Annotated in this window: 11 protein-coding genes; 9 read left to right on the forward strand and 2 right to left on the reverse strand. The window is 35.4% G+C overall.

Features of this window, described 5'->3' with window-relative positions:
* Positions 1–16 precede the first annotated feature (16 nt).
* Positions 17–604, reverse strand: coding sequence for a hypothetical protein (locus tag BFG57_RS14515; protein WP_069718221.1), 588 nt, complete (start codon positions 602–604; stop codon positions 17–19).
* Between the two features lie 140 nt (positions 605–744).
* Here BFG57_RS14515 and BFG57_RS14520 point away from each other — a divergent pair, with 140 nt between their 5' ends.
* From BFG57_RS14520 to BFG57_RS14560, 9 genes are all read left to right on the forward strand, one after another.
* Positions 745–1,932 carry an MFS transporter gene (locus tag BFG57_RS14520; protein WP_069718222.1) on the forward strand — a complete coding sequence of 396 codons (1,188 nt, stop codon included), beginning with the start codon at positions 745–747 and terminating at the stop codon, positions 1,930–1,932.
* Positions 1,917–3,788, forward strand: a complete 1,872-nt coding sequence (locus BFG57_RS14525; RefSeq protein ID WP_069718223.1) for an IucA/IucC family protein — start codon at positions 1,917–1,919, stop codon at positions 3,786–3,788. The genes BFG57_RS14520 and BFG57_RS14525 overlap by 16 nt, the downstream gene beginning before the upstream one ends.
* A gap of 1 nt (position 3,789) precedes the next feature.
* Entirely contained in the window at positions 3,790–4,935 is a 1,146-nt protein-coding gene (locus tag BFG57_RS14530) for an alanine/ornithine racemase family PLP-dependent enzyme (protein ID WP_069718224.1), read from the forward strand.
* A gap of 68 nt (positions 4,936–5,003) precedes the next feature.
* The gene (locus tag BFG57_RS14535) at positions 5,004–6,020 is read left to right on the forward strand and encodes an ABC transporter substrate-binding protein (RefSeq protein WP_069718225.1); all 1,017 of its coding nucleotides are present in this window, start codon (positions 5,004–5,006) and stop codon (positions 6,018–6,020) included.
* Between the two features lie 197 nt (positions 6,021–6,217).
* Complete coding sequence (locus BFG57_RS14540; RefSeq protein WP_069718231.1) at positions 6,218–7,213, forward strand: FecCD family ABC transporter permease; 996 nt, start codon at positions 6,218–6,220, stop codon at positions 7,211–7,213.
* On the forward strand, positions 7,210–8,214 hold the full coding sequence (locus tag BFG57_RS14545) for a FecCD family ABC transporter permease (protein ID WP_069718226.1): 1,005 nt from the start codon (positions 7,210–7,212) through the stop codon (positions 8,212–8,214). Before BFG57_RS14540 ends, BFG57_RS14545 begins: the two co-directional genes overlap by 4 nt.
* 302 nt (positions 8,215–8,516) lie before the next feature.
* Positions 8,517–9,335 carry an ABC transporter ATP-binding protein gene (locus BFG57_RS14550; protein ID WP_069718227.1) on the forward strand — a complete coding sequence of 273 codons (819 nt, stop codon included), beginning with the start codon at positions 8,517–8,519 and terminating at the stop codon, positions 9,333–9,335.
* A 76-nt stretch (positions 9,336–9,411) separates the two neighbouring features.
* Positions 9,412–9,999 (forward strand): nitroreductase family protein, encoded by a 588-nt coding sequence (locus BFG57_RS14555; protein WP_069718228.1) that lies wholly within the window; start codon positions 9,412–9,414, stop codon positions 9,997–9,999.
* A gap of 119 nt (positions 10,000–10,118) precedes the next feature.
* Entirely contained in the window at positions 10,119–10,784 is a 666-nt protein-coding gene (locus tag BFG57_RS14560) for a haloacid dehalogenase type II (protein WP_069718229.1), read from the forward strand.
* A 65-nt stretch (positions 10,785–10,849) separates the two neighbouring features.
* Here the strand turns inward: BFG57_RS14560 and BFG57_RS14565 are convergent, their stop codons facing one another.
* Complete coding sequence (locus BFG57_RS14565) at positions 10,850–12,286, reverse strand: sensor histidine kinase (protein WP_069718230.1); 1,437 nt, start codon at positions 12,284–12,286, stop codon at positions 10,850–10,852.
* Positions 12,287–12,792 lie beyond the last annotated feature (506 nt).

Below are 12,792 nucleotides of genomic sequence, written 5' to 3' on the forward strand. Positions count from 1 at the left end.
AGAAATAGTGAGATTATTATTCATAATGAGCATAAGCAAATGTAAGGTTCGCAGAGCTATTTGTTAGATCATGTTTGAATACATCAATCGCTTCTTGATCACCTTCCCAACCTTCCTTTACCAAGAGCTCAAGTATTTCTACAGAATGAGAAATTCGTTTTGAATAACCATCCTTCATAATGATTGATATTGGCGTATTTACTTCAACCCTACCAAATGCATATCTTTTGTTAATTGGAATCACTAGATAAGCGTCATTATTGTGTAAAAAGAGTGCTGATATTTCAGTATATGTCTCATACAATGTAGCTTCTGCCTGTAAGTGCTTCATAACAGAAGTAGGACAAGCGTGTTGTTCTCCCCATTTTCCATTCTCTTTATGAATAATAATCTCACTATTTCTAAGTCCCAATATATTTTCACGGATGATAGAAGCAATTAGTCGTTTTAAAATGCCATCTCTTCCACTTTGAATGTTTTTCAAAAACGAGTTACGTAACTGAGACTTGGATTTCTCTATGTAATCGATAATCTTTAATTCTTCGTTATCAAACTTTTGTTCATGAATATGTGTATGTGGCATGAACCTAGATTGGATACTCAATGTAATCACCTCATTAAATTAAATATTTACAAATTCCAAATCTATTCGTATAATTCAAAATATCAAACGACAATGATAATCATTATCAATAGTAACAAAATTAACTTATTTGTCAATTAGTTTTTTGGAGGTGATTTGATATTTCTAGGTGGTTTTTCAGTAGTTCATTTTTTCTTTTCTTAGGTAATTGGATAGGGATAATCGCTTTGAATTGGTATGTGTTTGAAACGTTTCATAATCCGGTTTATCTAGGGTGGATAAACTTTGCTCGTTTAGTGCCAATTTTAGTATTTAGTTTATATGCAGGAAGATTGTGTGATCAGTATTCTCGTTCAATGTTAATTAAGCTTTTAAGTGGATTATCTTTTCTGTTTACTTTCTTTTTTACGATTGTCGTAATTACAAGTGAACAACTACCGATTATAGTAATTCTTTTTTATGCGTGTTTGCGTGGTTGTGTGAGTGCTTTTGAAACTCCAATTCGTAACGCCATCCTGCCAGCTATGTCTAAGGACGTAAATGTAAGTGTTATCGTTTCTCGCTATTCATTTGTAATTAATATTTGTCGTTCAATTGGCCCAGCGATTGCTGGCTTATTGATAGGTCTAGGCTTTGTATCTTATACCTTTGCATTGCAAGCGTTTTGTTTGTTTATTTCATTGTTATTATGTTTACCGATAACGGTCGAACGGGTATCGACAAAGGGGAGTCAGAAAAAGTCGTTTGCAATTCAAGAGATGAAGCAATACTTTTCATATGATTTGAAGGGTAGGGGATTATTTATCTCTTCGTTAACAGCTATGGCATTCGGGTTCTCTTATACTACGATTCTGCCGGTATTAACCGATTTTCATTTTCCGGGAGAGGCAGAGGTGTTTGGAATAGCTATGTCATTTGCTGCGGTTGGTGGAATTGTAGCAACGCTTACTTTACCTAAAGTATTAACTCAGGTGAATGAGGAAACAATGTATTATCGCAGTTTATGTTTATTTTCTATTAGTCTCATTGGTGTGCTCATCCCTTTAAAATCATTATTATTTGTTTGCCTGTTTGCTATCGGTTTTTTTGGACAATGGACACGTTCTACAAATCGGATCTATTTTCAAAATAAAATACCAGATGAGAAGCGTGGGCGTATTATGAGTGTGATTTTAATGGATCGAGGAATGATTCCATTAGGTGCATTAGTTATTAGTTTTTTAGCGGATTCGATAGGTATTATGTTTACATTTGCCATTATGGCGATAGGTACATTCATACCAGTCATAACAAATTTTAAAAAGATTGATTCTATAGATGAAGGAGGAGAACAATGCTACAAACTGTAAATACATTTCAATGTAAATTACTAGCAGACGCAGGTATTCGAGCGAGGGTTGCAAACAGTGTACTTAGAGAAAGATTGTGGGGAGACGGCGTAAGTTGTGTTCTCGAAGATTCACCATACATACACCCATCTCTAATGAATAATCAGGGTGTGCGTTTTTATTATGTGATCACAAATAAATCAATTCGTGCTCAACTCTATTTACCTGTGAAAAAATTTGGTGCATTTAAGAGAGTCGAATTGGCGGATGAATATTTTTTTGTAAAAGGTGATAAATGGCGGAAAATACTTGAACTATCTGATTTTATTGATTTACTTAGACGTGATTTTGGTGTTGCAATTACGACAGACCTCAAAGAAGAATTACTAAATAGTTGTATCAATCTTGCTTATTCTTATGAAGCATTTCATGCAAAGAAACAGTGGACAGGCCAACAACTACAAACCGTCTTTCAACAGGGCGATTTTGAGAATCCGGAGAACTGGATGCAATGGATTGAACAAATGAAATCGATCAAGTCCTTTGATGAGTTAACATATTCGGAGAGTATGGTAGTAGAAGGACATCCTCTACATCCATCAACAAAAGTAAAACGTGGATTATCTGAGCAAGAAGTGAAACAATATGCGCCTGAGTTTGAACACGAAATTCCATTGTTAATTGTTCTTGTAAGAAGAAAGTTTGTCCAAGAGACAACAGTTACTTTCGGTGAAGCTCCTCTGTTATTTAAACTGAATCCAACATTGGAGGAAGTTTGTAATGAGATTGTACGAATGACAGGTCAATCATTAGATGATTATATCCCATTCATTGTCCACCCATGGCAATATGAGAATGTCTTACCAGATTTATATGCTGAAGAACTATCTAAAGGTGATATTGTGCCTGTTCCTTATCAGCTTACATCAAGGGCCACTTTATCGTTTCGAACGATGAATCTACTTGACTCTAATTTCCATGTGAAATTGCCTGTTCGAATACAAGCGACGAGTGCGGTTAGAATTGTTTCTCCAGAAATCACAGTTGATGGACCTGTATTATCTAACTTATTCGAAAAAATCGTTCGTAAAGATATGAATGCTTTAAAACAACTTATTGTATTGAAGGAACCATATGGAGCTTACTTTAAAAAAGATGATGATCAGCAACTAAGAGGCAAAAACTTAGCATTTTTATTACGTGAAGATCCATATGTACATTTGAATGTCGGTGAGAGAGCCTTTGTGGCAGCAAGTCTAACAGCTAATAACCCGTATACAGGTGTTCCAACAATCATAGATGTTATGAAAGAACGATATAAGGGCAGTCAGATAACTTTTGAAAAAGTTGCAGCTTTTATAAGAGAGTATGCGCTAGTTTTCATTCCACCTCTTATCCACCTTATTCAGAATTATGGTATTGCTCTTGAGGCTCATATGCAAAATACAATTATTTGTGTGAAAGACTGTCAGGTTAAACGTGTGATGATTCGGGACTTAGGCGGTGTTCGCATTGATGAGGAAATGCTGAAGAAGAGTTTTCCTGAGTTGAAATTAGAAAATTCAAGTTTAACATCAGAGTCTTTGCATGGTGTTATTCGAAAGTTTCACCATGCAGTAATTCAGAATCACATAGGTGATTTGCTGTTTTGTGTAAGTCGTCATTTTGATATCGATGAATCCAGCTTGTGGACTGTTATTTGTGAGGTGGTAGAACAATCATTGAATAAACAATTACCGAACTATAAGCTCATTTACGATTACCTCTTTAGCAATGAGATTAAAACAAAAGCTTTATTAAAAATGCGGATGAGTGATACTGCAAAAACGTATTCCTATTCAAGCTTTCCAAACCCTCTAGTAAAAGGAGCTTATTGATGTGGAACAGCAATATCCAATGTTAACAATAAATTTATCTAAAATTAAACATAACGCATCATACGTTCGGAAGAAATGCGTAGAGTATGGCGTTCATCCTTTCATCGTTACAAAAGGTGTATCAGCAGATGTAGAAATTATTCGTTCAGTTATTGATGTAGGATATTTATCCTTTGCAGATTCTAGGTTGCAAAATGTCGCAAAATTGAAATTAACCTTTCCAAATGCTGAGTACATGATGTTACGAATTCCTGGTAGAAGTGAGATTGAGTCAGTTGTTGATTTATGTGATATAAGTCTTAATTCCGAGTGGGAAACAATTTATCAGTTGAATGAAGCTGCTCTTAAGAGAGGTCAGCTACATCGAATAATTTTAATGGTTGAACTTGGGGATTTAAGAGAAGGTATTCAACCAGAGTTTGTCATTCCGATGATTGAAAAAGTTATGACTTTAAGAGGTATACGTATTGATGGGATAGGTTCGAATCTTGGATGTTATTCAAGTGTTTATCCAACTGAAGAGAAGTTATTACAATTAACGGAACTTGCAAATGAAATCGAAGAGAAACTAGGAAGAACAATTGAAGTCGTATCAGGGGGAAATTCAAGTACGTTACCGTTAATTTTTGCAGGAAGGCAAATAGGTGGAGTGAATCAACTAAGAATTGGTGAAACGATCTATCTCGGTTTGAACACAGTTGATGGGAGCCATATACGAGGTCTCTACCAAAATGCGTTTCGATTAGAGGCAGAAATTGTTGAAATACAAATTAAACCTTCTGGAGACAAAGCTAGACAGCAATTATTAATGGGAAACGCTAGTTCTCGGGTAATAGCAATTGTATCGTTGGGGCAACAAGATCTAGATTTGAATAACTTAAAACCTCTCAATCCACATATTAAAATACTTGGTGGAACGAGCGATCATTTAATGGTAGATATAACCGATGCTAAACCGATGAATATTGGAGAAACTCTCTCCTTTCAATTAAATTATAATGGCTTACTTAGGTGTATGACCTCTAGTTTTATTTCAAAGACATATACGTATGAAAGAAGTTTAGAAAAACGAATGACAAACGCTAAAGTGAAAAGGTTCCCAAAAAAAGTAGACAAACGAATTGATTTCCATTATCATTGCAATTGATAATCATTATTGATGATAATGATTATCAACATCAATAAATAATTACATACGAGGGAGTAGAGAAGAGGATGTTAAGTTATTCAAAAAAAACCTATGCACTTTTCTTCGCAGCAATTATATTTGTAGTTTCAGCACTTGTGGGTTGTAGTTCTCAACCAACAGAAGTAGTTAAGGACGAAGTGGATGTTGAGGATGATCAAACTGGAACTGGATCAACAGAAATTGTTATTGAGCATGAATTAGGCACCACTACTATTCCAGAACAACCTGAGAAGATTATTGCACTTGAATTTTCTTTCGTTGATGCTCTTGCATCATTAGATATAACACCAGTTGGTATAGCAGATGATGGGGATGAAGCGAGAATCATTGCACCGATACTTGAAAAAATAAATGACTATACGTCTGTAGGAACCCGAAAGCAACCGAGTCTTGAAGTAATCAGTTCTCTTCAACCGGATCTAATCATTGCAGACTTGAAACGCCATAAAGAAATTTATGAAGATTTGCAAAAAATAGCGCCAACTATTATCTTACCTAGCTTAGCAGGTGGGTATGATGAAAACCTCGCATCATTTCCTATTATTGCACAAGCAGTAGGCAAATCTGAAATAGCAGAACAACGTTTGGCTGAGCATAATGAAATTATTGAAGCTGTAAAAGCAAAAGTTCCAGCAGATGAAAGCCGAACTGTCTTACCTGCGGTTGTAACCAATGATAGTTTCCACGGTCATTCATCTGATGCTTATACAGGTTCATTGTTGCAAAAGTTAGGATTTGCAAACGCAATAGTTGAAGAGAAAGCAGGAGATTTACAAGAGTATTTAGGAGCGCCATATTTGAAGATGAGCTTAGAACAATTAGTCGAATTTAACCCAGATATCTTATTTTTAATGAAATCTGGTGATAAGACAGTTGTTGAAGAGTGGGCTGAAAACCCACTTTGGAATAGCATATCAGCTGTAAAAAATGGAGCTGTATATGAAGTTGATCGTGATACATGGTCCCGTTTCAGAGGACTAATCTCATCTGAAATCATTGCTCAAGATTCTTTGAATTTTCTATATGGGCAAACAATTGAATAAGTGTTGTTTAAATTGAAGTAAGTAGAAAAAGTGGGTAGTTTCGATTCTTCCCGCTTTTTCTTTTATGATGAGTTGTTAAGTTGAAAAATGAGTAATAAAAGAAATCTCCACTGGAGAAAGTGTCACTTATCTACTGTAAGGAGTGATCGATGGTGGGCGCTGAATACATAGATTCACAAATAGATATACATAAACAGATGAATAAAAGAGTGTTTCAGATAGTTCTTTTTATAGCTGGTTTAATATTGCTTCTTATAGGATTAGTGTTAAGCGTGTCAGTAGGGGCAGTTGATATAAATTTTAGCACAGTTATTGGAGCAATCTTATCTTTTGACCAATCAAAGGAACATATGATTATTAGTACAATTCGATTACCAAGGGCAATCATTGGAGCGATAATTGGGATGAATTTGGCGGTTGCTGGAGCATTAATGCAGGCATTAACACGTAATCCAATGGCCTCACCACAAATTTTTGGTGTGAATGCAGGTGCATCCTTAGTTGTTGTATCTGCGACTGTATTATTACCGAATATATCCCCATCAACATTAGTTTACTTTGCTTTTATTGGTGCGGCTATTGGAGGATTAGTCGTATATACGATGGCATCATCAGGTGGTAGTATAGCGCCTGTAAAGCTTGCATTAGCGGGGATGGCAGTACATCTCTTTTTTTCATCTATTACAGAGGCATTAATTATTTTTAATGAGACTACAACTGAAGCTATTCTATTTTGGTTAGCAGGCGCAATTGATGGAAGTACATGGAATGATATAGGAATTATTATGCCGTGGTCATTAGTTGGCCTTTTAATATCAATATTGTTATCTCGTTCAATTTCTGTTTTTAGCCTCGGTGAAGATGTGGCAAAGGGACTTGGACAGAAAATCGAAATCATTCGAATAGTGTCAGGTATTACGGTTATTGTACTAGCTGGCTCATCTGTTGCGATAGCGGGGCCAATTGGTTTTGTTGGGTTAATCATACCACATATAACTCGAGCGATTGTTGGGATCGATTATCGAGTTGTTATTCCTTTCTCTGCATTGTTTGGCGCATTGTTGCTAGTATATGCTGATGTCGCTTCAAGATTTATTGCCTTTCCGTTTGAATCACCAGTAGGAATCGTCACTGCATTAATAGGAGCACCTTTCTTCTTATACTTAGCACGAAAAGGTGGGAAGCTGTCATGAGGCATGTGATTACACTGAAACGTACTCCAAAAATGTGGATATGGTTATTATCTATATTAGTTACTCTCTTTTCAATTATAAGTATCGGTGTAGGGGCTATTTATATATCACCTATTAAAGTCATTGCTGCATTAACTGGGATGGGCGCAGAGGAGCACTTATTTATTATTTCTAATTATCGTCTCCCACGCATTGCTGTAGCATTACTCGTTGGGTCAGGTCTAGCAATTTCAGGAACAATTCTACAAGGAACGATTCGTAACCCACTTGCATCTCCAGATGTTATAGGTATTACGAAAGGAGCTGGTTTGGCTGCGGTAATTGTTATTATCTTGTTTCCAAGCTCTCCAACGATCGTATTACCTATTGCAGCTTTTATTGGGGCAGCACTTGTTGCAGTTGCTTTATATTTATTCTCATATAAAAGAGGAATAAGACCCGCTACTCTCGCTCTTGTAGGAATTGCCCTTGGTGCAGTTTGTAATGCAGGTATTCAATATTTAATGATTAAGTTTCCTCTTGATGCAAATGCTGCATTAGTTTGGTTAACAGGTAGCTTATGGGGGAGAGGTTGGGATGAAGTAGCAGGAATTTTGCCCTTGGTGCTTATTTTAATACCCGTAACGTTCATATTCGCAATTAAGCTTGATATTTTGAACTTAGGTGATGATGTTGCAGAAGGTTTGGGTGAACATGTTAATCGCTCTCGGGTGCTTATGCTTATCTTAGCTGTTGCACTTGCTGGTGTATGTGTCGCAATCGTTGGTTCAATTGGGTTTGTTGGCTTGATTGCACCTCATATTGCACGTCAACTAGTTGGTGCTAAGCATAGTTACCTTCTTCCAATCTCAGCATTAATCGGTATATTGCTTGTATTGCTAGCTGATGGTCTAGGAAGAGGATTAATTCCGCCTATTGAAATACCAGCTGGAATATTTACTGCTGTAATAGGGGCACCTTATTTTCTATATTTATTAAGACGTGAAAGTAAAGTGAAATAATAATCGAACTTCATTGTATTAGAGGATGTTCAAAAAGTCCGGGAAAAATGACTGTACTTTTAAAGGATGTTGCAGGTTTTATTGGTGCTTCCATTGTAACTTATTCGGCAAATAATAACTCGTATGTATCTGCGTCTACAAGTGTTTTCGGAGAAGTAATTTCTTCGATACAAGGCAGCAGGGATGTTTGTCAGTGCAGTGGCCTCACTCAGGTGCCGAGACCTTCGCCGCCTTGTTCTTCTCCGTTCTTTTTGTCCTCCTTATTGAACACGCACTTTTAGTATGGAAGGAAGTGAACTGTAATGGTTAAGTTATCTGCTGAGCATTTGTCGTTAGGGTATGATTTGGTATCTGTTGTAGATGACCTTACACTTACAATTCCAGAAGGCAAAATTACAATATTAATTGGAGGAAATGGTTGTGGGAAATCTACCATTCTTCGAGCACTTGCCCGGTTATTGAAACCTAAGGTTGGAACAGTTTATTTGGATGGTAAGGAAATTGAGAGAATTCATACTAAGGAAGTAGCTAAGAAGCTTGCAATTTTACCCCAAGGACCTCAAGCTCCAGATGGATTAACAGTTAAAGAGCTCTGTTATTATGGTCGACATCCTCATAAAGGACTTTTATCAAAAGAAACGAAACAAGATCACGAAATAGTGGAATGGGCACTTGATGCAACTCGTATGCATGAGTTTGCAGAACGACCACTAGACGCTCTATCAGGAGGACAGCGGCAACGAGCGTGGATCGCGATGGCGCTATGCCAGGGGACAGACTTGTTGTTGTTAGATGAACCGACTACATATCTAGATTTGGCTCATCAGATTGAAGTATTAGAGTTATTGAAGGAACTTAATAGTTTGCACGGTCGAACAATTGTGATGGTTCTGCACGATCTTAATCAAGCTGCGCGTTATGCCGATTATTTAATTAGTATCTCAAGTGGTCAAATTTATAAAGAAGGTTTACCGGAAGACGTTTTTACAGAAGAGATGATTCATAATGTATTTGGATTAGAAAGTTGTATTATTCAAGACCCTGTAGCAGGTTCACCGATGTGTGTACCTATTGGAATAAGTAAAAGGAAAAATTCACATAAGACTATATCTGTATCGTGATAATTCTTTAAATTACATTTATCTTGTGTTTTTAATTTTTTGTGGTCGCTTATTTTTAGTAGAGGGGGATTAGACTATGGAACTATTTGAAGCAATAAGAAATAGACGAAGCATATGTAAGGTTGCACCTGATCCAATTGATAGAGAAGTTATTGAACAATTATTAGAATCAGCTACTTGGGCTCCAAATCATCATTATACAGAACCTTGGAAGTTTTTTGTATTAACAGGAGATGGTAGAAGACCTTTAGGAAAAGTATTAGCAGAGATTTCGATGGAAACGATGGAAGATCTCAAAGAAGTCGAAGTTCAATCTATATTAAAGAAAAAAGAAGAGAAAGCATTTCGAGCTCCTGTTATTATTGCAGTAGCGGCAATACCATCAACAGATCCGAAAGTTGAATATATTGAAGAGATCGGGGCGGTAAATGCAGCTATTCAAAACTTATTACTTGCGGCTCATGCTTTGGGTTTAGGTGCGATATGGAGGACGGGGAAGCCATGTTATCACCCAAGAATGAAAGAGCTATTCGGACTTGCAGACAAAGATGAAATGCTTGGATTTATTTATTTAGGGTACCCAGTTGACGTACAAAAACCTGGTAAGCGGGTAAGTTTTCAAGAGAAGACGGTGTGGGTAAATGTAGATACATCATATCAGTGAAGTATCGTCAACATATTTCATCCATAGAGTAAGCTACTTATTTTTTTTGATGGGTAGCTTTTTATTATATGTTTGTATTTGTTTTTTTGGGGAAAAAGAATAAAAATGGAGGGAAGTAAATGACTGAAAATATTAAAGCTTATGTCTTTGATGCATATGGCACACTTTTTGATGTATATTCTGTATTTGAAGAGGTAGAAGATATTTTCCCCGACAAAGGTGAAGAAATAAGCCAATTATGGCGCCAAAAACAAATTGAATACTCGTTTATTCGAGAATTAATCGGACGATATCGCCCATTTTCTCAAGTGACGAAAGAAGCTCTTCAGTTTGCTTGTGAGCAAGCGGGTGTGTCACTGAATAAGGAACAAGAAATACGTTTAATGAAGAAATATAACGAATTAACTCTTTACCCAGAAGTAAAAGATGTACTTCACCAACTGAATCCGAAACAAAAAGCAATCTTCTCTAATGGTTCATCAGATATGCTTAATCCACTAATTGAAAGGTATAGCCTTATGAATGACTTAGATTCACTAATTACAGCTGATTTACGAAAATTCTACAAACCAGTTCCAGCATCGTATATGACAGTTATTGAAACACTTCATGTTAAAAGGGAAAATGTTTTATTTATGTCTTCAAATTCATGGGATATTATCGGAGCAAAGAGTTTTGGATTCAATACGGCATGGATTAACCGCGGTGGTAAAGTGATGGACAAGCTCGGAATTGACCCTGACTTTGTATATAAGGATCTAACAGGTATTTTAGACCATGTATAATAAATAAATAGAAGGGAACAGCTTTGTTAAAAAAGCGTGTTCCCTTCTATTTATTTAGAGAATTATTATATTTTTTGTGTGTATTGCGGTAACGTAATTCGGAAATGTGTTCCTTCTTTATTGCTTCCAATAACTTCGATATTGCCATGATGCTCAAACAATACTTTTTTGCAGAAGGAAAGACCTATTCCCATTCCATTTGTTTTCTCAGAAATAAATGGAGTAAATATATCATTCCATTTATATCGAGGAATTCCAGTTCCAGAATCAAAAAAGTCGATATAGACATTATCTTTTTCTTCTCTTGCAAATATGTTAATTTTTTTCTGTTTACGGTCTGCCGGTGTTGCTTCTATACTGTTTTTAATTAGATTAACAAATACTTGGTGCATATAAGTATCGTTCATTACTGCTCGAATATTGTCTTTTCCATTTAATTCAACAGTGAGTCCCTTATTATCTAAGTCATGTCGTGTCAAATCTATAGCTGTTTGGATTACTTTATTTACATTGCTTATTTTCATTTCAATCTCTTGTTTTTCTAAAAAAGTAGAATAGCTATTAACTAGATCATCTAGCTGATCATTTCCTAGTTCAATGAATTTTATCCATTCTTCGCCTTTTTTATCAAAGGATTGTGTTTGGGTTAACAATTTCGAATAGCCTTTTAACATCGTTAAGGAATTTTTTAGCTCATGTATTAGAGTTGATGTGATTGTACCCATATAATCGAGTCTCTGTTGTTTATTTATCGCGTTCTGATAATCATTTAATGTGTCATGATGCATTTTCATGAAAGAAAAAATAATATATATAGAGAACAAAATAATACCTAAACTACTTACTAATAAACCTGTCCGAGGTGCGAAGTTCGAAAGACCTGTTACAAATAAAATCATTGTTCCTTGTATAAAGCGTATTAAGAATGTTCGTAAATGTGGTGAATGAACATATCTTGTCCTTAGAAAAAGTATGGTAATAGCTAGGAAAAATAATAATAAATGTGCTTTAAATAAAAACGATAATGAACCATATTCAGGATAATAGAATAGTAATTCTCCATGTGAAGATTTCAAACTACGTAATGATAAATTAGCTATATCCATAGGTGTCCAATTAATGATATATATTATCATTCCCCAAACAGACACAATTAAAATAGCTTTCTTGCTTAATAGTGAATTACTAATTTTTAATAATGGTGTTTGTTCTTCATCCTTGGAAGCATCGTGTTTTGAACAAAGATAAGCAGTGTATAGGATAGAGGGGATTGTCATAATTGGGCCAATCCGAAAAAGTTTGAATAAGAATTCTATCGTCTCTATAGAGAGGAAGTCACCCATATACAAAATTGATACATCTATCTGCCATAAAGTAATGTTTCCCAGAAAGAAAAGAATTCCGATTGTAATCTTAGAATAAGGATACAAATACCATAAACTTACTGCGAGAATTACTGGGAACATCCCGATTAGAAGTAATAAAAGTGCAACAAGTCCCATAGGATCCCCCTTTAATTTTCAGTTCAAACCTCTCCTTATTATAGTCTGAAATTATACATTCACAAAGTTTTTTCATCGAAATAGGAATGAAAAGCTAGTTAGAGTACTGAATAAGTAGTCATTGATTCGAAATTTGAAAGAGACACCTTAGAAAAAACTTGCCTTTTGATTTGAAATCTATAATATAAAGATAGGTGTAGTTAAGATATATATAGTATATTGAAGGATCATGTAAAAGTTTAATAGAGTTTTAGATTTTCTTTTGAAATTGTATTGACTTTTGATTTAATAGTCTCTATAATATGAAATTGTCGTCAGTAATAACTGATTCGACTTACAGATTTACAAATTAAATTATAAAAAAAGTTGTTGACACCAAAGATTGACGGTGTTAAGATATAAAAGTCGCTGCTGAGAGCGGCGTAAGATGTTCTTTGAAAACTGAACGAAATGAACACATTGTGCGAGCAAGTTTCAAACAATCTTTTATCGGAGAGTTTGATCCT

Source organism: Bacillus solimangrovi (assembly GCF_001742425.1).
GTDB classification, from domain to species: Bacteria; Bacillota; Bacilli; order Bacillales; family Bacillaceae_N; genus Bacillus_AV; species Bacillus_AV solimangrovi.

Bases quoted from the DNA above. Each gene is read 5' to 3' on its own strand.
- BFG57_RS14525 (WP_069718223.1), top strand. From the start codon at position 1,917: ATGCTACAAACTGTAAATACATTTCAATGTAAATTACTAGCAGACGCA.
- BFG57_RS14535 (WP_069718225.1), top strand. From the start codon at position 5,004: ATGTTAAGTTATTCAAAAAAAACCTATGCACTTTTCTTCGCAGCAATT.
- BFG57_RS14540 (WP_069718231.1), top strand. From the start codon at position 6,218: ATGAATAAAAGAGTGTTTCAGATAGTTCTTTTTATAGCTGGTTTAATA.
- BFG57_RS14545 (WP_069718226.1), top strand. From the start codon at position 7,210: ATGAGGCATGTGATTACACTGAAACGTACTCCAAAAATGTGGATATGG.
- BFG57_RS14550 (WP_069718227.1), top strand. From the start codon at position 8,517: ATGGTTAAGTTATCTGCTGAGCATTTGTCGTTAGGGTATGATTTGGTA.
- BFG57_RS14555 (WP_069718228.1), top strand. From the start codon at position 9,412: ATGGAACTATTTGAAGCAATAAGAAATAGACGAAGCATATGTAAGGTT.
- BFG57_RS14560 (WP_069718229.1), top strand. From the start codon at position 10,119: ATGACTGAAAATATTAAAGCTTATGTCTTTGATGCATATGGCACACTT.
- BFG57_RS14565 (WP_069718230.1), bottom strand. From the start codon at position 12,286: ATGGGACTTGTTGCACTTTTATTACTTCTAATCGGGATGTTCCCAGTA.